The 24,121-nt window shown below is 37.7% G+C and carries 22 protein-coding genes and 2 tRNA genes; 15 read left to right on the top strand and 9 right to left on the bottom strand.

Translation table 11 applies throughout. The features are described 5' to 3' along the window. Positions 1-390: 390 nt before the first annotated feature. Positions 391-1,593 (top strand): MFS transporter, encoded by a 1,203-nt coding sequence (locus tag R2Q70_RS15505; RefSeq protein ID WP_316808469.1) that lies wholly within the window; start codon positions 391-393, stop codon positions 1,591-1,593. Here the strand turns inward: R2Q70_RS15505 and R2Q70_RS15500 are convergent. The 5 genes from R2Q70_RS15500 to R2Q70_RS15480 form a co-directional block, all read right to left on the bottom strand. Further along, entirely contained in the window at positions 1,583-2,434 is an 852-nt protein-coding gene (locus R2Q70_RS15500) for a hypothetical protein (protein WP_316808468.1), read from the bottom strand. The two genes, R2Q70_RS15505 and R2Q70_RS15500, sit on opposite strands and share 11 nt — an antisense overlap. A 289-nt stretch (positions 2,435-2,723) precedes the next feature. Beyond that, on the bottom strand, positions 2,724-5,900 hold the full coding sequence (locus R2Q70_RS15495; protein WP_316808467.1) for an efflux RND transporter permease subunit: 3,177 nt from the start codon (positions 5,898-5,900) through the stop codon (positions 2,724-2,726). Positions 5,901-6,028: 128 nt separating this feature from the next. Continuing rightward, on the bottom strand, positions 6,029-7,093 hold the full coding sequence (locus tag R2Q70_RS15490) for an efflux RND transporter periplasmic adaptor subunit (RefSeq protein ID WP_316808466.1): 1,065 nt from the start codon (positions 7,091-7,093) through the stop codon (positions 6,029-6,031). 2 nt (positions 7,094-7,095) lie between these two features. After that, the gene (locus tag R2Q70_RS15485) at positions 7,096-8,436 is read right to left on the bottom strand and encodes a TolC family protein (protein WP_316808465.1); all 1,341 of its coding nucleotides are present in this window, start codon (positions 8,434-8,436) and stop codon (positions 7,096-7,098) included. Positions 8,437-8,621: 185 nt separating this feature from the next. After that, the gene (locus R2Q70_RS15480) at positions 8,622-9,227 is read right to left on the bottom strand and encodes a TetR/AcrR family transcriptional regulator (RefSeq protein ID WP_316808464.1); all 606 of its coding nucleotides are present in this window, start codon (positions 9,225-9,227) and stop codon (positions 8,622-8,624) included. A 164-nt stretch (positions 9,228-9,391) separates the two neighbouring features. On the opposite strand from R2Q70_RS15480, the gene R2Q70_RS15475 reads away from it, so the two are divergent. From R2Q70_RS15475 to R2Q70_RS15460, 4 genes are all read left to right on the top strand, one after another. Continuing rightward, a complete protein-coding gene (locus R2Q70_RS15475) occupies positions 9,392-9,832 on the top strand; it encodes a sterol desaturase family protein (protein WP_316808463.1) in 441 nt (146 codons plus the stop codon). A 44-nt stretch (positions 9,833-9,876) separates the two neighbouring features. Further along, positions 9,877-10,314, top strand: coding sequence for a hypothetical protein (locus R2Q70_RS15470; RefSeq protein ID WP_316808462.1), 438 nt, complete (start codon positions 9,877-9,879; stop codon positions 10,312-10,314). Between the two features lie 76 nt (positions 10,315-10,390). Further along, positions 10,391-11,407, top strand: coding sequence for a UDP-N-acetylmuramate dehydrogenase (gene murB, locus R2Q70_RS15465; protein ID WP_316808461.1), 1,017 nt, complete (start codon positions 10,391-10,393; stop codon positions 11,405-11,407). A 127-nt stretch (positions 11,408-11,534) separates the two neighbouring features. After that, positions 11,535-12,065, top strand: coding sequence for an RNA polymerase sigma factor (locus R2Q70_RS15460; protein WP_316808460.1), 531 nt, complete (start codon positions 11,535-11,537; stop codon positions 12,063-12,065). A 382-nt stretch (positions 12,066-12,447) separates the two neighbouring features. On the opposite strand, the gene R2Q70_RS15455 is transcribed toward R2Q70_RS15460, so the two are convergent. After that, positions 12,448-13,932, bottom strand: coding sequence for a phytoene desaturase family protein (locus tag R2Q70_RS15455; protein WP_316808459.1), 1,485 nt, complete (start codon positions 13,930-13,932; stop codon positions 12,448-12,450). A gap of 162 nt (positions 13,933-14,094) precedes the next feature. On the opposite strand from R2Q70_RS15455, the gene R2Q70_RS15450 reads away from it, so the two are divergent. From R2Q70_RS15450 to R2Q70_RS15435, 4 genes are all read left to right on the top strand, one after another. After that, positions 14,095-15,429 carry a serine hydrolase domain-containing protein gene (locus tag R2Q70_RS15450; protein WP_316808458.1) on the top strand — a complete coding sequence of 445 codons (1,335 nt, stop codon included), beginning with the start codon at positions 14,095-14,097 and terminating at the stop codon, positions 15,427-15,429. Positions 15,430-15,531: 102 nt separating this feature from the next. Further along, on the top strand, positions 15,532-16,062 hold the full coding sequence (locus R2Q70_RS15445) for a hypothetical protein (RefSeq protein ID WP_316808457.1): 531 nt from the start codon (positions 15,532-15,534) through the stop codon (positions 16,060-16,062). Continuing rightward, a complete protein-coding gene (locus R2Q70_RS15440) occupies positions 16,063-16,755 on the top strand; it encodes a lycopene cyclase domain-containing protein (protein ID WP_316808456.1) in 693 nt (230 codons plus the stop codon). Between the two features lie 288 nt (positions 16,756-17,043). Continuing rightward, a complete protein-coding gene (locus tag R2Q70_RS15435; RefSeq protein ID WP_316808455.1) occupies positions 17,044-17,277 on the top strand; it encodes a cytochrome b5 domain-containing protein in 234 nt (77 codons plus the stop codon). Positions 17,278-17,343: 66 nt separating this feature from the next. On the opposite strand, the gene R2Q70_RS15430 is transcribed toward R2Q70_RS15435, so the two are convergent. Then, positions 17,344-18,264: a PfkB family carbohydrate kinase gene (locus R2Q70_RS15430; RefSeq protein WP_316808454.1), complete on the bottom strand. Its 921-nt coding sequence runs from the start codon at positions 18,262-18,264 to the stop codon at positions 17,344-17,346. A 247-nt stretch (positions 18,265-18,511) separates the two neighbouring features. Between R2Q70_RS15430 and R2Q70_RS15425 the strand changes: the two genes are divergently transcribed. The 3 genes from R2Q70_RS15425 (at position 18,512) to R2Q70_RS15415 (ending at position 19,351) form a co-directional block, all read left to right on the top strand. Beyond that, positions 18,512-18,585 (top strand) — tRNA-Asn (locus R2Q70_RS15425). A gap of 159 nt (positions 18,586-18,744) precedes the next feature. Continuing rightward, positions 18,745-18,818: transfer RNA gene (locus R2Q70_RS15420), tRNA-Asn, on the top strand. Positions 18,819-18,988: 170 nt separating this feature from the next. Then, positions 18,989-19,351 carry a GIY-YIG nuclease family protein gene (locus R2Q70_RS15415; protein WP_316808453.1) on the top strand — a complete coding sequence of 121 codons (363 nt, stop codon included), beginning with the start codon at positions 18,989-18,991 and terminating at the stop codon, positions 19,349-19,351. A 275-nt stretch (positions 19,352-19,626) separates the two neighbouring features. Here R2Q70_RS15415 and R2Q70_RS15410 read toward each other — a convergent pair whose 3' ends face one another. Then, a complete protein-coding gene (locus tag R2Q70_RS15410) occupies positions 19,627-20,430 on the bottom strand; it encodes an alpha/beta hydrolase family esterase (RefSeq protein WP_316808452.1) in 804 nt (267 codons plus the stop codon). A 217-nt stretch (positions 20,431-20,647) separates the two neighbouring features. On the opposite strand from R2Q70_RS15410, the gene R2Q70_RS15405 reads away from it, so the two are divergent. Beyond that, on the top strand, positions 20,648-21,514 hold the full coding sequence (locus tag R2Q70_RS15405; RefSeq protein WP_316808451.1) for a DUF808 domain-containing protein: 867 nt from the start codon (positions 20,648-20,650) through the stop codon (positions 21,512-21,514). Between the two features lie 17 nt (positions 21,515-21,531). On the opposite strand, the gene R2Q70_RS15400 is transcribed toward R2Q70_RS15405, so the two are convergent. After that, positions 21,532-22,281, bottom strand: a complete 750-nt coding sequence (locus tag R2Q70_RS15400; RefSeq protein WP_316808450.1) for a LuxR C-terminal-related transcriptional regulator — start codon at positions 22,279-22,281, stop codon at positions 21,532-21,534. A 114-nt stretch (positions 22,282-22,395) separates the two neighbouring features. On the opposite strand from R2Q70_RS15400, the gene R2Q70_RS15395 reads away from it, so the two are divergent. Together R2Q70_RS15395 and R2Q70_RS15390 are read left to right on the top strand one after the other, a co-directional pair. After that, the gene (locus R2Q70_RS15395) at positions 22,396-23,043 is read left to right on the top strand and encodes a DUF1349 domain-containing protein (RefSeq protein WP_316808449.1); all 648 of its coding nucleotides are present in this window, start codon (positions 22,396-22,398) and stop codon (positions 23,041-23,043) included. Between the two features lie 77 nt (positions 23,044-23,120). Continuing rightward, the gene (locus R2Q70_RS15390; RefSeq protein ID WP_316808448.1) at positions 23,121-24,065 is read left to right on the top strand and encodes a M23 family metallopeptidase; all 945 of its coding nucleotides are present in this window, start codon (positions 23,121-23,123) and stop codon (positions 24,063-24,065) included. Positions 24,066-24,121: the final 56 nt, after the last annotated feature.

Genomic DNA, 24,121 nt, shown 5'->3' with positions numbered 1-24,121 from the left:
ATCTGTTATAGCTGACGGTTAATAAAAATTCTGGGCATGCCTCAATCCCGAAGAAATATGGAGAAAGAATCGGGCTATGCATTCAAATAAACCTCGCAGGTTTTCAAAACCTGCGAGGTTTCCACTATCAGCCCAACAAAAAGGATTTCCACTGCATCCCTCATGCAAAACCCACCTTAAAATAAAACGGCTGATATATTAATCAGGTCGTCATTTCGATCGTAGTGGAGTAATCTTTTAAAGTTGCTACCTCTTGTGTAAAACCTCCCATGAATGCAAACCGCCCTATGCAATTATTTTATTGTATTAAAATGATAAATACATCTTTCAATTGCCGATTGATTTAAGGAACTTTGCGGCGCAATCCCGTTCATATAAAAAAAACAAATTTTGGAAGACACAAAGGCTAATCAGGAAATTTTAAATCAGCTAGAAGTTAAACCTTTGCCCATCCAGAGCGCTCCAAACAGAATTCGTTTAGCTGTTTCATTGTTTTATTTTGGGCAGGGCATTGCCTTTGCATCCTGGGCGAGTCGAATTCCCGATATCAAACACAGTTTAAATTTATCAGATGGAGAATTAGGGAGTATTCTGTTGGCACTGCCGCTGGGTCAGTTGGTTACTATGCCAATTTCTGGTGGTTTGGTAACTAAATACGGAAGTAAAGCAATCCTTACCATCACTGCTCCCTTGTACGTTTTAGCTTTAAGCAATTTAGGTTTAGCAACTGCATCCTGGCACCTGGCTGCTTTTCTTTTTCTATTCGGTGTCATTGGCAATATGTGTAACATCGCAGTAAATACTCAGGGCTCTGAAGCAGAAAAATTATTCGGCCGACCAATTATGACTTCCTTTCACGGTGCCTGGAGTATTGCCGGCTTTACCGGGGCGCTGGTCGGATTATTAATGGTTAACCTTCACATTGTTCCGTATCATCACTTCTGGATTATTGTTGCGCTAATTTTCATCAACGTATTTTTAAATTATAAACATCTTGTCCCTGGTAAAGGCACCCGAACAGAACGCAAAGGAAAACTCTTTATGAAACCTGAAGGCATACTTTTACAATTAGGGATCATCGGTTTTTGCAGTATGGCTACAGAAGGAGCAATGTTCGATTGGAGCGGTGTTTACTTTAAGGAAATTGTTAAAGCACCATCATCGTTGGTTATTTTGGGTTATGCATCTTTTATGGTGATGATGGCCACTGGCAGATTTGTGGGCGATAAAATCATCGCTAAGCTAGGCCGAAAAAAAACTATTCAGATCAGTGGATTAATCATATCTACAGGGATGTTCATCTCGGTATTTTTGCCTTATGTGGTAACCGCCACCATCGGTTTTATGCTAGTTGGAGTAGGGGTTTCGAGTATTGTTCCAACCGTTTACAGTGTGGCTGGAAAAAATGGAAAAATCTCTGCAGGGATGGCGATTGCCATGGTTTCTAGTGTGAGTTACCTAGGTTTTTTAATGGGCCCGCCATTAATTGGATACATTTCTGCATTATCCAGTCTGCAGTATTCTTATGCCGTAATTGGATGTTTCGGGTTATTTGTGAGCTTCCTGGTTACAAAAATGAAGGCTATTGAGTAGGTGGATTTTTAGTTAAGCTATCTTTCTGGATCATGGGGTTTTCTTTTTTGATGAGCCCATGTTCTTTCAACGTTGCTATCGCCAGTTCGATCAACCTTAAATTTTCTTCCTGATGCCCGTGTTGTACCTCTACGTTAATATATGGAATGTTCTGTTGCATGGCATAAACCGATAAGGAGCCATCATTTTCTGCAAATTTTGATTGCAGAATCACATTTACATTCGCTTTTTTTAAACTCGTAAATAAGCGTGCTTCGGTAACGTAAAGTAAATCATCGCCATCCATCCCAAAGTTAATAAATACTGAGTCAGCTGTGCTGGATAAATCGTAACCCGGAAGGTAAGATGAAATGCCAAATCCGCCATCGGCATTGTTATGCAAAGTTAAAATGTAGCCCAACGATTTTGGATTGTAAAAATCCACAATCTGCTTGCCGGCATCCAAAATCAGTTTTTCTACTTCGTTCGAACTGAAGTAATCTTTTTTTAATCTGCTGCTTACACCACGTTGGGTATAAATCGCGTTTGGATCGATGCGGTATTGATCATCCATGTGGCTAAAAACGTAATCTCTCACGCCACCATATTGGCTGTCAATCAGCTCGCCGCCGCTCCAGCGGATGTAATCAAAACCCGCTTTTACACCCGTATCTTCATTATCATGAACTACTAAAAACCTCACGCCATTAGGCTTGTATGAATATTTTACGAGGTTGATATTTAAATCGGAAATTTTAATAAAGGATGAATCGGTGGTCATTGCTGCAAAAACCGGAGGGTGCTGGGCTTTTGCCAAAAAAGATGCGCTGACTAAGAGGAGGGATAAAACAACTTTAAGCATACCTCTAATATACAATGTTGTATATTATTTTGTTTGATACAGAAGATATTGCACCTTACTTTGTTCCTAAACTGGATGGAAGCGGTATCCTTATATTGGTTAAAGTTTACTAACGCCAATAACTATATCGCCGGTTAGCGTGAGAACTTGGCCAATAAAAGATTTAGCGGACAGCCCGGCTGTACCACCCGATGAAAAGCTTTAGCACCTTTTCCAAAAAAAAATAAATAAAAAAAGGTCGCCTTTGGGGGGCGACCTAATCGATTGTTAATTTGGATGGTATTATATTTTAATGTCCGTGATCTAAATCGTATTCGTTCACATCTTTGTGTTTGTAAGGTTCAACCAGTAAATCATCAATGGTTTTTCCTTTTTTATCAAAGCCAAATTTATGAAGCATGTTATCGAAAATCTGGTACATCACGGGTACAACAACTAAAGTCAGAAATAACGAACTCGTTAATCCGCCGATGATTACCCAGGCCAAACCGTTTTTCCAGTCGGCACCCGCACCGCTTGCCAATGCAATCGGCAACATACCAATTACCATGGCAATGGTTGTCATCAAAATCGGGCGTAAACGGGCATGGTTGGCTAAAATTAGCGCTTCATGTGTAGATTTTCCTTGTGCTTTCATCTGGTTGGTAAAATCGACCAAGATAATCGCGTTCTTTGCCACCAAACCCATTAGCATGATAAAACCTAAGATGGTGAAAATACCCAATGCATTATTGGTTAGGGCCAGGGCAAGCAAGGCTCCAATTAAGGCTAGCGGCAGCGAGAACATTACCACAAGAGGATACACAAAACTATCGTACAAGGCAACCATAATTAAGTATACCAATACAATTGCCGCAAGTAAGGCGATACCCAAAGTACCAAAACCTTCACTTTGATTTTCCTGATCACCCGCCCAGTAGAAACTGATACCCGCAGGTTTTTTTAACTTGTCTAATTCAGTTTGGAAGTTGGTTACCACCGTACCTGTTGGAACACCTACAGTTTGTGCTTTAACCGTTACCGAAGTTGATTTGTTTAAACGCTCCAATAAACTTGGTCCGGAACCTTCTTTAATATCTGCAAACTGCGAAAGTTTAATCTGCGCACCAGCCTGATTGGTGAAAATCAGGTTACGTACATCATCGATATCTTTTCTGTCGAAATCCTGATACTGAATGTTGATGTCGTACTCATACTCACCCTGGCGGAATTTACCATCGGTGTTACCGGCAAAAGCAGTTTGCATGGTTGCACCAACCGTTTGTAAGGTTAATCCTAAAGCCGACATTTTATCACGATCTACCTTTACGTTAATCTCGGGCGTTCCTTTTTCAACCGAAAGTTTAGTTTGCGTAGCACCTGGTATTTTTGCAAGTACATTCTGCGCTTTTTGTGCAAAAGCCAATACGCTATCTAATTCAGAACCCATTACTACCAACTGGATTGGCGCATCATCTGCAGTACCCAAAATACCGATTGGAACGGTCTTGATTTTAGCACCTACCAACACTTTCTCCAATTCACGGGTGTAAGTAGTAGAGATGATATCTGAAGAAAGATTTCCACGCTCTTCTTTTTCTTTCAGTTTTACGTTAATCTCTGATTTATAAGCGGTAGACTGACTAGCACCCATACCTTCACTCGATTGACCAACCGTAGCGATGGTTTGGATCACATCTTTTTGTTTACTTAAGTAATCTTCCGCTTTTTGCGTGTAGAAGTTGGTTTGCTCTAAAGAAACATCTTTAGGCATCTCAATTTGTAATAAGAACTCACCTTTATCAGATTTAGGGAAGAATTCGAAACCGATGTAACCGCCAGCTAATAAACCACAAGATGAGAAGAACAATACCACCATCATCACCAAAGTAAGTGCTTTGTGTTTTAATGTCCACTCCAATAGGTTTGTAATCCACTGGGTAAATTTGCGCAATTGTTTCTCAAACCAAAGGATAAATTTACCGAAGATGTTTTTACCTTCAATACGTTCCAGCTTACCAAAACGAGAGAAAATTAACGGTACAATGGTAAATGAAGCAACCAATGATAACAAGGTTGAAATAATTACCACCACACAGAACTGGCGTAAAATGTTGGCTACCATACCTGTACTTACTGCAATAGGGAAGAACACTACCACAATTACAAACGTAATGGATACAACGGTGAAACCGATTTCGCGGGTGGCATCAGAAGCTGCCCTAACCTTGTTTTTGCCCATTTCCATGTGGCGTTGGATGTTCTCCAAAACCACAATCGCATCATCGACCAGGATACCTACCACGAGAGATAAACCAAGTAACGACATTAAGTTTAGCGTATAACCAAATAAGGCAATACCGATAAATGTTGCAATTAACGATGCCGGAATCGAAATCATTACGATTACCGCATTACGTAAACTGTGTAAGAAGAAAAGCATCACGATAGCCACCAACACAACGGCAAGCATTAAATCGTGGATAACCGCATCGGCTGATTCTAAGGTATAAACCGAACTATCATTTACAATTTTAATATCCAAACCAACATTTTTATAGTCGGCTTTAAGTTGTTCAATGGTTTGCTTGGTACCCTCACTTACCGTTACGGCATTGGCATCACTTTGTTTAATAATTTGTACCGCAATAGAGTTGGCACGGTTAATACGGGCAATTTTTTCTGTTTCTTTCTGTGTATCCTGAACATCAGCGATGTCTCCCAGACGAATCTGTGCGCCATCTTTGCTGGTGCTTACAACAAGCTTACGCATGTCTTCTACATTGGCATACTTACCAGATAGACGAACTAAGATATCCTGAGCTTTTGTTTTTACACTTCCGGTAGGGAAATCTAAGTTTGATGATAAAATAGCTTGTTGAACTGCAGGCACTGATAATCCGTAACCTTGCATTTTTTTAGCGTCTAACGCTACTTTAACTTCACGTTCAGAGCCACCAATTAAGTTAACCTGGGCAACCCCTGGTACACGTGAAATGATAGGCGCAATACGCTTGTCCATCAAATCGTAGAACGAAATATCATCCATGTTTCCTGAAGCAGACATGGTAATCACCGGGAAGTCATCCAATGAGAACTTACTTAACGATGGTTGTTTTACATCATCAGGTAAATCTGCGAGGATTGCATTAACTTTCCTTTGCGCATCATTCAGTGCAATATCTATTTCTGCTTTATCTGTTAGTGTAATAATTACTACTGATAAACTTTCGTAAGAGTTTGCATTGATTTTTTTGATGTTTTCCATTGAAGAAACGGCATCTTCAATTTTCTTGGTAACCGTACTTTCAACCTCATTAGGTGAAGCACCCGGGTAAATGGTTGAGATAGACACCACATTGGAACTGAACTTTGGTAAAAGCTCATATCCCAGGGAGAAATAACTCAACAGACCCATCAAGGTTAATGCGGTAAATACCACAATTACCAGTGATGGCCTTTTTATAGATATGTCAGTAATTTTCATTGTATTACTTATAGTTTTAATTGTGATGAAGCTAATCCGATTTTATTTGATTGGTTTCATTTTTTTAGTGTTGTGTTTAGCGCCCAGCGTTTTAAGCACGGAGCTTTTTACTTTGTACTTTCGACTTTTTACTTTATTACAGTAACCGCTGTACCGTTGTTCAGGTTAATCTGGCCACTTGTAATAACAGTTTCACCTTCTTTTAGGCCATCTACAACCTCAACACTTTCGCCTAAAATACGTCCTGAAACAACTTTACGCGTTTGAGCGGTATTATTCGCTTTGTCTAAAATATATACTTCGTTACTGCTTACACTACCCACGAAAGCCGTACGAGGAACCAAAATAGCTGGAGCCTGTTTAGGGAATTTAAATACTGCTGTTCCGTACATTCCTGCTTTTAAGCTGTTTTTAATATTGTTGGTTACCACTACTTCGATAGGAAAGTTTAAAGTTTCATCAGCTTTAGCCGCAATGAAAGTTACCCTACCTGAAAATTTATCCTGAGGGAATACTGACGACTGGATTTCAACCGCATCACCAAGCCTTAAATTAGCTACCTGGGTTTCGTTTACGTTAACTTTTAATTTCAATTTAGAAACATCAACCAGTTCGAACAACTGCGTTCCAGGAGCTACAACTGCACCAACTTCGATCATTTTTTTATTTACGATACCGTTGATAGATGATCTGATGTTTGCATCATTTAATTTACGTTGCTGAGATTGTAAACGAAGTTTAGCATTTTGGCTATTTAAACGAGCCTGATCAACCTGCTGTTGGGTTACACCACCAGTTTTGAAAGAGCTTTCGTAACGTTGCAAATCTTTTTGTGCATTTTGATAAGTAGCTTCAGCAGTTTCTCTATCGGTATTTAGAATTTCAGCATCAATCCTAGCCAATACTGTTCCCTTGCTTACACGGCTACCTTCTTCAACATATATTTTGCTAACACGACCAGAGTTTTCTGCCATAAAGTTTAATTCCTGGTTTGCAGCAAAAGTTCCATTTACTGTAAAGTCTAAATTAATTTCTTTACGTTCAACCGAAGCTGTTTTTACAGCAACAGCACCACTGCCTTTGGCAATAAAAGCTGTTGTTTCTTCTGCTTTCTTCTTGTTGTTATTTAAAACATAAGCAATTGCGCCAAGGGCAACAACAACTACAACAATGATTATAATTACTCTTTTCATTTCTATTGTACTAGCGATTTAATATTTCCGTTTGATTTTATTAATTGTATTTCGGCTATTTTATAATTTAATAAAGCCTGGGTATAACTGTTTTGAGATGAAGTAAGTGAATTTTCTGTATCTAATAAATCAGTTAAAGTAGCCAACCCATTATTGTAGTTGTTTTGTGTACTTCTGTAAATTTCCTGAGCCAGCTCAACGTTTTTGCGTTGGGCATTAATGGTATTTAAGTTATTACGAAGTTGGATCTTAGCATTTTCGTAAGCTAAATTCAGAGAGTTAACACTTTCTTTTCTATCTTCTTTTGCCTTCATAATCTCCACATTGGCCTGGCGTACTTTTGAACGTGTTAAAAAACCATTGAAAATTGGAACGCGTAAAGTTAAGCCGATGGCCGATGCGCCGTAGCCAATCGCTGCTGCATTTGAACTTAAAAAGTCGAAGCCATCACTCTGGCTGGAATAAGTGTAATTTCCTGTTAGTGATAATGATGGATAATATTCAGCCAAATAAGCTTTACGCTGTAAACTCAATAACTTATCCTGCGTATCCAGAATTTTCACCTCTGTTCTGTTTGCCAGATTAACTGAATCTGCAAAAAGAGGAAGTTGCGTAACCTGAGTTAACTCAGTTGCTGGTAACTGAATAGGATTACTCACCGGCATACCCATCGAAAATTTCAATTGATTTTCCAATTGTACAATAGCGTTAACCACTTGTTCCCTTTGCGTATTTAGGTTTGTTAAGTTAACACTGATCCTGTCAACATCAATTTTTCTGGCTAAACCATTTTGGAATTGATTTGATATTACCTTTTCAACCGTTTTAACGTTTTTAATGTTGGTATCCAGCACACTTAACTGTTCTCTGTTCACTAAAACCTGATAATAGTTATTGGCAACCAGTTCGATGATTTGCTCTTCTGTTAATTGAGAAGTAAGATTGTAATATTCTTCACTAGAACGTGCAGCCTGCAAACCCGTAAAAACCTGTTGGTTAAATAACTGTTGCGAAAGTTGTACCCCAGCGGTAGAATTCCAGTTCTGACCCAATTTAATGGCTTGTGCCTGTCCGCCAAAGTCGGCTACCAACTGCCCAATAATTGGGTTGTAGGTTAAGCCAGCATTACCAGTAAGTTGTGGTAAGGCCTGTGCCCGCACTTCCTGAACCTTATATCGGCCGCCTTCAATGTCGAGTTTCGCTTTACGAACACGGGCATTATTTTGAAGCGCATAGTTAAGCGCATCTTTTAGGGTAACCTGCTGTTGTGCAGCTACCAATCGTGGTAAACCAATGCCGATAATTAATACGAGCATTAATTTTACCATTTTTACTCTAAGCATAATGTATTGTTTTTTTTGTTTTTGGGTTCTTGTATAGTATAAAGTAGTTAGTATTAAGTATCAAGACGTACTGCAAACTATATCTGATTTATTGCTGTGCTGCTCTTTAATCCTTAATCTTTGCTCTTTTTTCTTTGCTCTTTGCTCTTTGTTCTTTGCTCCTTAATCCTTGCTCCTTATTCTCCCTAGCACCTTAATCCTTTTGTGAAAATTGAAGAAAGGTCTTTCTGCTTCTGCGACATCTTATTAAGTGCTTTTTTGTCAGGGAAAATATCTTTAGCCGTTTCCATTACGCACATGGTAGTTAAACCCATCAAACTCTCCAGGTATAATTCGGCCAGGTGCGGCATGTCTTCGTGAGCTATTTCACCCTTTTCTTTAGCGCTACCGAAAACCTTTGCGAAGAAATCCTTTTCGATATCTTTTAATCCGTTAAGCTTGGTTTTGATGGTTTCATCGTTAAGTAAATCAGGAACACCTTCTGCAATTTTTAACATGTAGTATTTCTGAAAAAAAGTATTTCTCACATCGATGGTGTGGATCAATATCGTTTCTAGTTCCAGTTCAGGATTATATTTCTTTTGTATGGCTTCGAAAAATTCGTTGAAAATCTTTTCAATAACACCAAGAATCAAGTGTTTTTTATCCGGAAAATAATAATACAGAGATGGTTTTGACACCGAAAGATCTTCAGCAATATCATTCATTGTTGTTTTACCAATTCCGAAATGACTAAATCTCTTAATGGCGCCTTCAATAATTTGTTCTCGCTTTTTATCAGCTACAATCATTTTACTTTTCTACTTTCTGACTTTTTTAATATTTTGGTCAAAAATAGATCTAAAATTTTAATTGTTAATCGATTGATTGATAAATTGTCATAAGCTTACAATGTAATGACATTAAAAACGCTTTTCGTTGGTTTCTATATATTTACGATGTAGATTTACCCTTAATGAATGTAGTTACAAGCTTAATTATCTTACTGTTCACCATTATAGCAATGGAATGTCTATCCTGGTTTATCCATAAATATTTATTCCACGGGCCACTTTGGTTTATGCATAAAAGTCATCATCAAAAAACACATTCATTTTTTGAGTGGAACGATTTATTCGCTTTGCTTTTTGCAGGGCTATCGCTTTACTTGATGTACATTGATCGCAAAAATTTCGGTTTAAAATTTTTCATCGGAATGGGGATTACGCTATATGGCTTAATTTATTTTATTGTTCATGATTGGTTTGTTCACCGCAGATTCAAAACTTTTAAAAGCAATAATGCCTATTTAAAAGCCGTGAGGAAGGCACATAAGATCCACCACAAAAATCAAGGGAAAGAAAAAAGCAAAGCTTTTGGTTTGTTGTTTGTAAGAAAGGATATTTTAAACAGTTAAATGCAGATCACCAAATTGCTCCCTAACATTTATAAACTTCTGATATGAAAAAAATCATTTATCTTTTGATGATGACATTGTTAATTTATTCCTGTTCAAAAAAAACAGATAAAGACCGGGCAATTGAACTGGTTGAATCAAAATATGAAAGTTCAGATCAAAAACTAAATTTCGATGAAGCCTCATTAGACAGTCTTTATAACATCCATCCTCAGGCTTACGCAGACAGTATTAAAAAAGGCAATGAGTTAGATGACACACTTGCTGTTTTAGAAAGTCAGATTGAACATCTCAGCCAAAAGGAATCAGATAGTGTTGGTTTAATTAGTGCTGCGCTTACCAAAAGACGTTATCAATTGCTTGAACTTGCAAAAACAAAGCAGTTTGTGGGCTGGAAGTTATCGGGCGTTAGGATAAAAGACGTTAAAAGAGAGGTGATCAGTTTTAATTTTGATAAGGCGATTACGGAAATTGTGGATTAATCCATTCCCTCTCCGGTGATTTGATTGATGATATCACCCCTTTTTATTTACTTTTGTGGGCAAACACAAAATCAATATGCTTCAAATTCAGGAAAACATTTCGCTTAAGCCCTATAATTCATTTGGTATCGATGTTAAGGCAAGTTATTTCGCAGAGATATTTTCTGAAGCAGATTTAAAAAGTTTATTTGAAAACGAGATCACCAAATCGCAAAAGCTTCTAATTATCGGTGGAGGAAGTAATGTGCTCTTCACAAAAGATTACGATGGGTTAGTTATCAAAATCAGCATCAAGGGAATCGAATCAATAGCAGATGGTGAGCATATTTTGGTTACTGCGGGTGCAGGCGAAGTTTGGAACGACTTTGTAAATTACTGTGTTCAACACAATTTTGCAGGCGTAGAAAATTTAAGTTTAATTCCCGGAACAGTTGGTGCATCGCCCATTCAAAATATTGGTGCTTACGGTATTGAGCTTAAAGATGTTTTTGAAAGCTGTACAGCTTTTGAAATAAAGACTGGAAAAATCAAAACCTTCAATTTCAGCGATTGCCATTTCGGATACCGCGAAAGTATTTTCAAGGGTGAGTTTAAGGGTCAATATATCATCACATCAGTAACTTTCCGTTTATCTACACAGCCTGCTATCAATACATCTTATGGCGCAATTGAAGCTGAACTACAAAACAGAGGAATAGAAGAGCCAACTATTGCCGATGTTTCTGCTGCGGTTTCGCATATCCGGGTAAGTAAACTGCCAGATCCTTCAACCATAGGAAACGCCGGCAGTTTTTTTAAAAACCCGGTAATTGATAAACATGAGTTTGCGGAAGTAGTAGCTAAACACCCTGATGTGGTACATTATCCAACAGCCGACAATAGGATTAAGCTTGCCGCAGGTTGGTTAATTGAGCAATGTGGTTGGAAAGGTAAAATAATCGGTCAAACCGGAACATGGAAAAATCAGGCTTTGGTACTGGTAAACCATGGCAAGGCAACGGGCTCAGAAGTATTCAATTTTTCTGAACAGATTATAGACAGTGTAAAGTCTACTTTTGGAGTCACTTTAGAACGCGAAGTAAATATTCTGTGACGAAAATGCGTATTAAACGGGTTTTAAACTTTTAAGCCTGTGCCAGAAAAAGTTGGTATTAAGTTTGTTTAGGTTATCACGAATGAACATCAATTCATTTTTTTAATCTTACCTAAAGCTACATATCATGACAAAATTTGAATTCAACCATCTGGTTAACCATCACTCAGTATCATTAAGATCATATGCTTTAAACTTCACTAAAGATGCGGAAGATGCAAATGATTTAGTTCAGGATACGATGTTGAAAGCAATCACTTATTACAATAAGTTTAAAGAAGGTACGAATTTGAAAGGTTGGTTATTTACCATCATGAAAAATACCTTTATCAATAACTACCGTCGTTTAGTTAAAACAAATACCTTGATTACGCAAAGCGAAGATATCTCTTCGGCAAACTTATCATACAGTGCAACAAAAAATCAGGCAGAAAGTAAATTTGTGCTTGGTGATATCGATAAAGCATTGGCGCAATTGCCAGAAGAATATTACGTGCCTTTTATCCGCTACTTCGAAGGTTATAAATACCATGAAATTGCAGATATACTACAAATTCCAATCGGTACCGTTAAAACCCGTATTCACGTAGCAAGAGGAATCTTGAAAAAATACTTAAAAACATACGCTAAAGATACTGCCCTTTCTGAAGTGGCTTAAAACACATCAAATGAAAAACAGAAACGTCTCAATGAAAATTGAGACTTTTTTTATGATATTTTTTTGAATGATAGCAGTGCAGCAAATTAATCTTTTTAGATAGTCTAGGTAAATCTGCACTCCATAAAGTTTGGTAAATATTTAACTGTAAAGAATATTATAGAGTCTGCAAAAAAAATCGTGTAAAGCAAAAGGCCTGGATATTTTCCGGGCCTTATTTGCTTATCATATATTTGGTTAGTTGATTCTTATGTTTGCTTTCAACAATTCGCCTTCTCTTTCGTTTCGAAACAAATGCAAACCTCGAACAATATTGCGTTTTAAAGGTTATTTGCAGTGTTTTTGTTTTGTGGATATAAAGATAAGGGAAATTTTAAATTTGTCAAGCTTTTTTTAACTTTTTTATTATTTCTTTTGCTGCCACTTGACCTGAGATGATAGCTGGAGGCACTCCAGGGCCTGGAACGGTTAATTGTCCGGTATATAACATGTTTGTTACCTTGTTATTTTTCATTTTTGGTTTCAAAAAAGCCGTTTGTTTCAAAGTGTTTGCCAGTCCGTATGCATTTCCTTTGTAGGCATGGTAATCTGCAACGAAATCATTCATGGCATAACTTCGTTTAAAAAGAATGTTTTTGCTAATGTCGTTTCCGGTTAAATCTTTGAAACGCTGAACAAGCAGATTGAAATATTCTTCGCGTTTGGTTTCGCTGTCTTGCAATCCCGGCGCAACGGGGATCAGAAAAAATAAATTTTCACATCCCGAAGGAGCAACATGCTCATCCGTAACCGATGGGCAGCAAGCATAAAATAAAGGTTTGGCCGGCCATTTGGCATCAGTATAAATTTCCTCTGCATGTTTATCGAAATTTTCATCGAAAAATAAATTATGATGAAGTATGTTTTGTAATTTTTTATCTAAGGCAATATAAAATAGCAAACAGGAGGGAGCCATGGTTCTGGATTCCCAATATTTTTCATCATAATTTCGGTAAGCTTGGTCTAACAGGTGTTGATCAATGTGATGATAATCTGCGTTGCCAATTAAAAAGTCGGTTTTGAAGTTCCCCTTATCGGTGATTACCTCTTCTGCAACATTATTTTTAACTACAATTTTTTTTACTTCGGTATCAAATTCAAATTTTACACCCTGCTGTTCGGCAATGGTTTGCATGGCAGCTACAATTTTATGCATGCCTCCGATAGGATACCAGGTGCCCAGAATCAAGTCGGCATAATTCATTAAACTATATAAAGCAGGTGTGTTTTGTGGTGTGGCACCTAAAAATAAAACCGGAAACTCCAACAGCTTACGCAGTTTTTCATTTTTAAAAAGCTGATGTACATGTTTACGCATATTGCCCAACAGTTGCAGTTTAATGCCGCTGATGGCCAAGCGGGGATCAAAATATTCCATTACACTGTGTGATGGCTTGAACACATATTCGTTCATGCCAACATCGTATTTGTATTTGGCTTGCTTTAAAAAAGAATCAAGCTTGGTACTGCTGTTGGGCTCCAACCTTTCAAAAAGCTGATAAAGTTCTCTTTGTGTGGATGGCACATCAAGTGTATCTTCTTTTCCAAAATAGATCCTATAAGATGGACTCAATCTTTTTAAGTGATAGAAATCAGCAGTGGTTTTTCCGAAAATTTGATAAAAATTTTCAAATACATCAGGCATCCAATACCAGCTCGGACCCATGTCGAAAATAAAGCCATCTTTTTCCCATGTTCTGGCCCTACCTCCGGCCATTTCATTTTTTTCTAAAACAGTAACATCAAAGCCATCTTTAGCTAAAAGTGCAGCAGCAGAAAGCCCTGAGAAACCAGCACCAATAATGGTTACCGTTGGTTTTTTATCCATAATGTAAATAAAAGAATTTTTGATGGTTTTGTTTGGTCTAATTTGCTTCACCTTATTAAAAATGATATAAAGTTTTTAATGTAGCATTGAAATGTTATTTTGTGGCATTCCTTATTTTATTGTACATATCCGTTAAAATCAGTCATTAAATTCAAATTCGTTATGAGATCCGCTGCTATATTTTCACTTTTCACTTTTGCTTTCATGTTAAATTCTTTTGCTCAGGAGATTGATACGAAAAAGTTAGACAGCTTTTTTTACGCATTAAAGGATCAAAATAAAAGCATGGGCAGTTTTGCCGTCGCTAAAAACGGTAAAATTGTTTATGAAACATCTATAGGGTATAGCGCTTTAAGTCCAGATAGCATTTTAGCCAGTTCGGCTACACAATATAGAATAGGCTCAATTTCTAAAATGTTTACAGCTGTAATGGTCTTCCAGCTTATTGATGAAGGCAAGCTATCTTTAGATACCAAATTATCTAAATATTTTCCTCAGATGCCGAGGGCAGAAGAGATCTCGATCAGGAATTTACTGTCACATACCAGTGGCTTAATGGATTATGTGAATGATGTTGTGGATAAAGATTGGATTACCAATCCGCATCCGGCAGCAGAATTGCTGGATACGATTGCTAAGCGGAAATTGCATTTCGCTCCCGGAGAAAAGCAGCAATACAGTAACTCGGGTTACTTGTTAATGGGTTACATTCTCGAAAAAATAACTGGTAAAAAGTATAGCAAGCTGTTGGAAACAAGAATTGTAAAAAAGATAAATCTAAAAAATACCTTTTCTTCAATAGCGAACAACCTCGGAAAAGAGGAAGCTAAACCTTATAGAATGATTAAGAACTGGAGTGATATTAAAGATATCTACTTTCCGAATGTAATTGGTGTTGGCGATATTTTATCTACACCTGCAGATTTGCTCGTCTTTATAAATGCATTATCAACAGGCACACTAATCAGTAAGGCAAGTTATGCTCAGATGAGTACTTTTAATGGTCGAAATAGTTTTGGTATGGGTTTAATCAGCGTTCCGTTTTACAGCCAGGTAGGTGTTGGGCATAATGGTGGTACTTATGGTAGTTACAGCGCAGTTTACAATTTTAAAGAAAGCGGCATCTCGATTGCGTCTTGCATAAATGGCCTAAACTATCCCTTAAATGATATTAATATTGCGGTATTGCAAATTAGCAATGGGATGCCGTTTAAAACACCCAATTTTAAAGCAATGCAATTAACTGCCGAAGAATTGAAGGCTTATCCAGGTGTTTATGTCAATAAAATACTTCCTTTTAAAATGATGATTGCTGAAAACAATGGTACATTAACCGCTCAGGCAACAGGTCAATCGGCATTTCCAATAGAAGCTGTATCGAAAGGTGTATTTAAGTTTGATGGTGCAGGAATTGTTTTAGAATTTAATTTAGAGAAAAAAGAAATGACTTTAAAGCAAGGCGGGCAGAAGTTCGTTTTCAATAAACAGGATAATTAATGAAGGGTAAATAGGTAGCATAAATGACCTTTATCATAAGAAGTATACATCTTATCAACGATCTATTAAACCAATTCCCTATTCTTACCTTTGCCCCAACACATGATTAAAAATAGTATTTTATTTCTCCTGCTTCTGGTCTCAACATCCATTTGCAAAGCTCAACTGTCGGGCAAAGAAATTGCGGTTTTAAAGAGCGATTTAGTTAAGGCGGTAGAAAGTTCTAAGCTTACAGATTCTTTGCATGAGAAACTTTCGAAATTACCGAACCGATCAGGACTTCTTACTGCTTATTTAGGAACTTTGGAAGCGCTAAAGGCAAAACACGCATGGAACCCCTACAATAAAATAAAATACGTTAAAGTTTCTTTGAGAACCATGCAAAAAGCTATCGACATGGATAAAGAGAATTTAGAAATCCGTTTCATGCGCTTTTCAATAGAGCATTTTACACCTGGTTTTCTGGGTTTTAGTAAAGATTTGAATGTAGATCGGAAAGAGATTATAAAACATTACCAAAACCGCAATTTTGGAATAGCTGATGATGGCTTAATAAAAAGTGTTGCTAAATTTATGATCGATAGTAAACGTTGTACCGCCGAAGAAATTAAAATTTTAAAGAAATTTATTTAAATGAACTACATTTATCTCCTCATAAATATTGCTGTTATTTTTTTTCCATTCATATTGTCGTTTGATAAGAAGGTACACTTTTTTAGCAAATGGAAATTTGTAGTGCCCGCCATTTTAATAACGGGTATCATTTTTTTAATATGGGATTTGCTGTTTGTCAAGCTAAACGTGTGGTCTTTTAATCCTGATTATTTGGTTGGCATAAGCTTATGGGGATTACCGTTAGAGGAAATGTTATTTTTCCTGACTGTGCCATATGCCTGCATTTTTATCTATGAATGTTTAAATGCCTATTTCCCTAAAAATGAATTGCAAAAATACAGTTTGGCCGTAAGCCATGCCCTGCTTGGAATTTGTTTCGCCATTCTTTTTTTCGGCTACAGCCGTTGGTACACACTTATTAACTTCGGCTTTTTGTTCGTGGTGTTGTTTGCAGTAGAATATGTAAATCATAAACTGAGGTTTATGTACAAATTTTACCGGGCATATTTGGTTTCATTAATTCCTTTTTATATCGTTAATGGCTTTCTAACAGCCATTCCGGTGGTAATTTATAATAATAATGAAAACTTAAATTTCAGGGTCGGCACCATTCCTTTCGAAGATCATTTCTATTTAATGTCGTTACTTTTAATGAATGTTTATTTATATGAGTATTTTAAAAGCAGGGCAGTTAATAAAGAACTTTCTTAAGATTTTTTGGAAATGAAAGGGCAGAAGTGTTTGGCGGTTCTCGGTCCTGCCATTCGTTTCAATCTTTTTTGGCAACATGAAAGCATATTTGTGGCAACTGCTGCAAACAAGTATTTCCACTGTTGTCAGGTTTAAAAACGATGTTTCTGCACCTTGCAACCCGAAAAATGAAAAGCAAATTTTGCCATTTAGCCCCGATTGAAGCGGGCACGAAGTAAAGCGGAAAGCGGGAAGAAAGTTATTACTTTGCACAACAACTGCGCTGCTAAACATTAGAAAAATTAATAAATGGATTTACCGGTTTACACCAAACAACAACTTGCTTTGCGGAACGGACAGGACAAACCGCAGATTTGGGTAGCTTACAAAGGCCTGATTTACGATATGACGGAGAGCCGTTTATGGCGAAATGGAAAACATTATGAGCATTGGGCCGGACAAGATTTAACAGATGAATTGCCCGATGCGCCGCATACTGAGGCGGTTTTTGAGAAGTTTATGCCCATAGCCAAAATGATCTAAATAAGAAGCCGCAGGTTTGCAGATTATTTTTAATCGGCAAACCTGCGGCTAAATCTTTATACCAAATTAAGCTTCGATTGTGAACGAACTTAAACTTACAAATTGCTGAATTCTTGCTGCAACTTCTTCTTCGGTTAGGTTTAACAATTTCTCTGTACCAAATTTCTCTACACAGAAAGATGCCAATGCTGAGCCGTAAATAATTGCGTTTTTCATGTTGTTGAAATTGATGGTTCCAACTTTTGCTAAATAGCCAATAAAACCGCCTGCGAAGGTATCGCCTGCACCTGTTGGATCAAACACTTCAGCCAATGGCAATGCCGGAGCAGAGAAAATCTGATCTTCGTGAAACAATAATGCGCCATGTTCTCCTTTTTTAATAATCAGGTATTTTGGTCCCATTGCAAGAATTTTCTTGGCGGCCTTAACTAACGAATATTCGCCAGAAAGCTGACGTGCTTCAGCGTCGTTAATGGTTAAAACATCTACTAATTTGATGGTTTCTAATAAATCATCCATCATAATGTCCATCCAGAAGTTCATCGTATCCATTACGATTAATTTCGGGCGGTTTTTTAAACGTTTAATTACCGTTTGCTGTACTTGCGGTGTTAAGTTGCCTAACATTAAATATTCGCAATCCTGGTAGCTTTCCGGAATAATCGGGTCAAAATTTTCCAATACATTTAATTCAGTGATTAAAGTATCGCGGCTGTTCATGTCGTTATGGTATTTTCCCGACCAGAAAAACGACTTTTCGCCAGCTTTAATTTGTAAGCCTTCGGTATCAATGCCGTGTTTGTTAAACGTATCTATATCCGATTTTGCGAAATCATCTCCTACAACTGCCACGATTTTTGCTTTGTTATAAAAGTAGGAAGCAGCTAAACTTGCATATGTTGCCGCACCACCTACAATTTTATCCGTTTTTCCGAAAGGAGTTTCAATAGCATCAAAAGCTACAGTACCTATGATTATCAGACTCATATATTTTATTTTGAATTTTTTTAAAAATTTTTCACTGCAAATATTGCATAAATAATTTAAAAGCCCTAATATTGCATTCCCAAAACGAACAAGGGTATGCAAGCTGCAAAGCACACAGAACCTCGTTTTAGGAAACAACCAGCACTCCTTCTTAGCTCAGCTGGTTGAGTCCCGCACTTGCGGGATTAATCAGAGTTAAGAATGCTAAAGGATTTTAGCGATTTTTTTTACAAACCAGAATAAATATTCCTTCTTAGCTCAGCTGGTTAGAGCATCTGACTGTTAATCAGAGGGTCGCTGGTTCGAGCCCAGCAGAGGGAGCAAAATCCTCACAGTAATGTGGGGATTTTTTATGACAAAATTGCCAAAGGATTTTGGTAAGTTTACCAATAACCAGGAAAAATATTCCTTCTTAGCTCAGCTGGTTAGCGTCCCGTAGGTACGGGATTAATCAGAGGGAAAGAAGATGCGAGAAAATATTCCTTCTTAGCTCAGCTGGTTAGAGCATCTGACTGTTAATCAGAGGGTCGCTGGTTCGAGCCCAGCAGAAGGAGCTTGAAAATTCAAGCCAAGCCCCCACTCCGTCCGAGTGGGGCTTTTTTTTTGTCTTTAATTTTCATTTTTTTTCTAGCTCGGCTGGGTTAACGTCCCGTAAGTACGGGATTAATCAGAGGGTTGCTGGGGAGTATGATCCCGATTATTCGGGAAGCCCAGCAGAAGGAGCTTGAAAATTCAAGCCAAGCACCACTCCGTCCGAGTGGGGCTTTTTTGTTATATTGATGTTATGTTTTACATCTATATTCTTTACTCCCAAAGCGCTGATAAATATTATGTTGGTTATACAAACAATGTTGAGAAACGCTTAAATGAACATAATAGCAGCGATCGAAATACCTATACCTCAAAGCATAGACCCTGGGTTTTATCTGCGGCTTTTGAATGTGGGGATATAGCAGCTGAAGCCATGAAAATTGAAAAATTTATTAAAAAACAAAAAAGTCGTCAACTTATCGAAAGGATAATTGGTGGAGACAAACTTACTGGGATCCTAGCTCGGCTGGTTAGCGTCCCGTATTTACGGGATTAATCAGAGGGTTGCTGGGGTTACGATCCCGAGTATTCGGGAAGCCCAGCAGAAGGAGCTTGAAAATTCAAGCCAAGCCCCACTCCGTCCGAGTGGGGCTTTTTTTTGTCTTTATTTTTCATTTTTTTTTCTAGCTCGGCTGGGTTAGCGTCACGTATTTACGGGATTAATCAGAAGGACGCTGGGGTTATGATCCCGAGTATTCGGGAAGCCCAGCAGCTTGAATTTAATCTGATCAGGTATCCTTTTTCGTTATTAGGGTTTAGCAAAAATCTAGTTTAAGGTTTCGAATTTTCTTTGAAAAACTTAATGATTACTTCATCGGCAGCTGCCGGATAAGTATGGTTACCGGCATGTGAATACCATACAAAAGGATTATTGGTTTTGGAAGGGTAAATTATCGCATTTTGAGCATAAAAATTTCCCTGTTCGGTACATCCATTTATTTTCATTACCTCCTGACACATGAGTTTTTGCCATAAAGGTTTCACCAATGGATCATTTTCTCCCATAATGTGCATCGCAGGTTTTGGTTTAAGCAACTTAACGATTTTGCCAGCAACCGCTGACGATGGTGCAAAAGCCGCAAACTGGTCTCCCCTTGCAGCCCAAAGCAGATAAACAAAACCGCCACCATTTGAATGTCCTGTGGCATAAACACGCTTTTCATCAACTCTATAGTCATGTTTAAGGGTTTTCATCATGGCATCAAAGAAAATAAGATCTCTGTCGATCATATCTCCAGGCATTTTTTGCCATCCAGACCGCTTTCCTTGCGGATCCGTTAGTTGTCCTGGAGTATTCAGCCCTTGTGGATATACAATGATGGCCTCTGGCCAAAACTTTTCGTAAGCCCTGCTCTTCATCAGGTTTGTCATATTTCCTCCGTGTCCGTGAAAAGCTAAAATAACCGGAGTTGCGTTTGTTTTTGCGGTAGTTGGAATTGATACCAAAGCTTCTCTTTCAACCCCAGCAATTGTCCAGTGCATCAACTGAAGCTTGGAACTGATTGGTTGTGATAAGCTTTTTGTAATAGAAACCTGAAAAATAAAAATAAAGGCCAAAATGCACTTTAGCATCATTGATGACGTATGATTTTTGAACATAACCGTATGACAAATAATCTCTCATTTGGTTTAAATCTTTTCACGCGTAGGGCCAATACCCATTGCCGCGTGTTTTGTCTTTTCTTTATTAAATCATTTAGCTAATCTTCTTTAAGAATTAAATAAAAGATAACCGTTTTATTCTTTTAATCTGAAATCGAATTTCTATTTTGCGGCATAATTATAAGATACAATGGCTTCAGGTTTTTTTGCGATTTTAGATGATATAGGTGCTTTAATGGATGATGTGGCCATGGCAAGCAAACTGGCTACACGTAAAACCGCCGGCATACTCGGCGATGACTTAGCCGTAAATGCAGAAAAAGCTACTGGTTTTTTAGCTTCAAGAGAAATACCTGTGTTGTGGGCAATTACTAAAGGGTCTTTTTTAAACAAATTGATCATTGTTCCCATAGCTTTATTACTTCAGGCATTTTTCCCCATAGCCATTAAAGTTATATTAATTTTGGGTGGATTTTATTTGGCTTATGAAGGTGTAGAAAAGATTATCGAATATTTCTTCCACAAATCGAAACCTAAAGATGAAGCTGCCGTTGAGGTAATAAAAGATGATGCCGAAGCTGAAAAAGCAAAAGTAAAATCGGCAGTATTAACTGATTTTATCCTTTCCATTGAAATTGTAATTATAGCGCTTGGGAGCGTACTAGATAAATCTTTAGCTATTCAGATTTTAACTGTATCGGTAGTTGCTATTTTGGCAACCGTTGGTGTTTATGGCATTGTAGCCTTAATTGTACGCATGGATGATGCAGGTTACAAACTTATTAAACGTTCAAACGATAAAGGTTTCTTTGGCTCTTTGGGTCACTTGCTGGTTAAAGCGCTTCCTATCATTATCAAAGTGTTAGCAGTAGTTGGAACCATTGCCTTAATATTAGTAGCCGGCGGTATTTTCGTCCACAATATCGAATTTATGCATCATGTTTTGCCGAATCTTCAATCTACTATAAAAGAATTTGGGGCTGGCATTGTTGGTGGTTTAATTGCAATCCCTATCATGATGGGTGGCAAGAAATTACTTTCATTGGTTAAGAAATAACAATATAGTTGTCCGGATCATAATCCTGTATTTTCGGCAACCCTACAGGCTTCCATAGCGTTGTTTACCTTTAACTTTCGAAATATATTTTGCCTGTGGCGGTTTACGGTATTAATGCTTAGCGACAATTTATCTGCAATTTCCTTACTTCTGTGACCATGTTTAATCAGTTGCAAAATTTCTTTTTCGCGTAGCGATAACAATGTTCCAAACCGGTCTTCGTAATCATCAATTACTTTACCTGTTCTGCTGTTGATAATCACTCCCTGCGGGATTTCAAATTCAGGATGATCATAAATTATATTATAGAGGCAAAGTGCTAACCAAACGCTGCCATCTGCTGAGCTGGCAACATAAATCAAACGGTGTTGCACAAAGGTATACTTTCCATCTTTTTTTCTGATTCTTAGTTTAGTGATGACCTGATAATCTGTGCGGTGATCAACCTCAATGGTGGTTAGTAACTGAAAAAAATCAAACTCAAGCTTGTATTTCTTTTGCAAATCTTCTGGGTGTACTTTGTTTAACAACTCATCTTCCCAGATGGAAGTAATTTCAGTCTCATCAGCCGACAATCCAAGCAGCTCAGCTACTGCGCCGTTAAAGATGTAACTTTTTCTTGCCCTTAAATCACTTAAAACACTGATGCAATTTTCCATCATGCTGTACATCCTGGCCATCGATTTGGCATGATCCAACATCAGGTGAGGTGTGGGGTTGAATTCAAAAGTTTGGGCCAGAAGTTTCGTGTCAAGTATTTTTCTCATCTTTTACAAAGGTAATGGTTATTTATGACCATTGAATCTGGCTTGCAGCTTAGATAGCTTTGCGATCAAATGTTTCGGGTAACATCCGGGCAATTAAAATATGATATGATCAACATGAAGAAATTATTACTCCTCGCAACCACGCTGTTCAGCCTAAACAAAATACATGCGCAAAGTCTCGAAAAGATGCAATGGTTTAATGAACCCGAAAAGTGGGAGATTAAAAATAATAGCCTGTTGATGCAGGTAACGCCAAATAGTGATTATTGGAGAATCTCTCATTATGGTTTTACCGTTGATGATGCGCCATTTTACTACGGAACCTATGGTGGAGAATTTGAAGCGAAAGTAAAACTCACCGGTGCCTACAAAGCACGTTTCGATCAAATGGGTTTGATGCTAAGGATTGATCATCGAAACTACATCAAAACAGGTGTTGAGTTTGTTGATGGAAAATTTAATGTGAGTACGGTGGTGACGCATGAAAAAAGCGATTGGAGTGTGTTGCCTTTGGAAAAAGTGCCACCTTTTATCTGGATTAAAGTGGTGCGAAGGTTAGATGCTGTTGAAATTTTTTATTCGTTAGATGATCAGCATTACATCATGACACGTAATGCGCCTTTACAGGATAATACTCCGGTAATGATTGGTTTGATGGCGGCTAGTCCGGATGGAAAAGGTTTTGAAGCAAAGTTTGAAAATTTCAAAGTAAAGCATTTGCCAGATCAAAGAAGATTAGAGTGGCTCAAAACACACCAATAATATTTTTTCCCGCATTAAATTTAATTTGACTGATAAGGCGTTAATTTCTAATTTGCAGCAAATTAACGATCGATCACATGATGAATTTCAGATTAAGGCTGGCAGTTTTCTTTGCTTCAGCAATTATTTGTTTTTGTGCAGCTGCGCAAGAAAGTCCGGTAAAATTGTCTTATAAAGTGAATGCAGACAAGAGTGTAACTTTCAATTTCGACAAAACAGATCCAGGGTTTTATACCGTGGTGTTAAAATTTGATCAGTTAACTAATGCCGCTGATCCAGGAAACCGCAAGTTTGAAACAAGAGGTTATTCAGGAAACGCTACAACCTTAACTCCTACAAATAAAGATCAGGGAATTGGTTTTTCTTCTTACAGTTATTCGTCGATCAGGGGAAAGTTGAATCCAAAATATAATGCTGCTTTTGTATATACTTTGCCAGCTAAAAATGGAGCAAGGGTGAGGGCTGTGGAGTCATCTTTTGTAAATGCTACTTATTTTGGAAATACTACACCCGAAGATTGGAAAGTGTATCGATTTTCTACAAAAGAAGAAGATACGGTTACCGCCATCCGTAAAGGTGTGGTAGTCGAAGTGAAAGATTTATACGATTCAGAATCTGTTGATGGCGTAGCCTATACCAGTAAAATCAACGATTTGATTATTGAACATGCTGATGGTACATTGGCCAGCTACAGAGGGCTCAAGAAAGGGAGTTTTGCAGTTAAGGTCGGACAAACCGTTTATCCGGGCACTACCCTTGGGTTGAACAGCAAATCAAATGGAGGCAATTCTTATGGTGTATCTATTTTGCTGATGTACCTCAAGTCTGCAGATTTTGAAAATGTGAGAAACAAAACCATGGCCACTACAAAAAGTCTTTACGGATTTATCACTCCACATTTTTGTACAGATGGAAATGCCGACGCCATATTAACTTCACAACAGGAATATACCGCATCATACCTGCCCGAAATCATTAAAAAGGAATTTACCAAAAAAGAATTAAAGCAGCAGGTAAAGTAAATTTCATTAAACCATCAATAAATTGATGGTTTTTTTGTTGATTTTACCACCATATT

It is taken from the genome of Pedobacter agri (genome assembly GCF_032678665.1).
GTDB lineage: Bacteria > Bacteroidota > Bacteroidia > Sphingobacteriales > Sphingobacteriaceae > Pedobacter > Pedobacter agri_A.
This window is presented reverse-complemented; position numbering and strand designations above follow the sequence as displayed.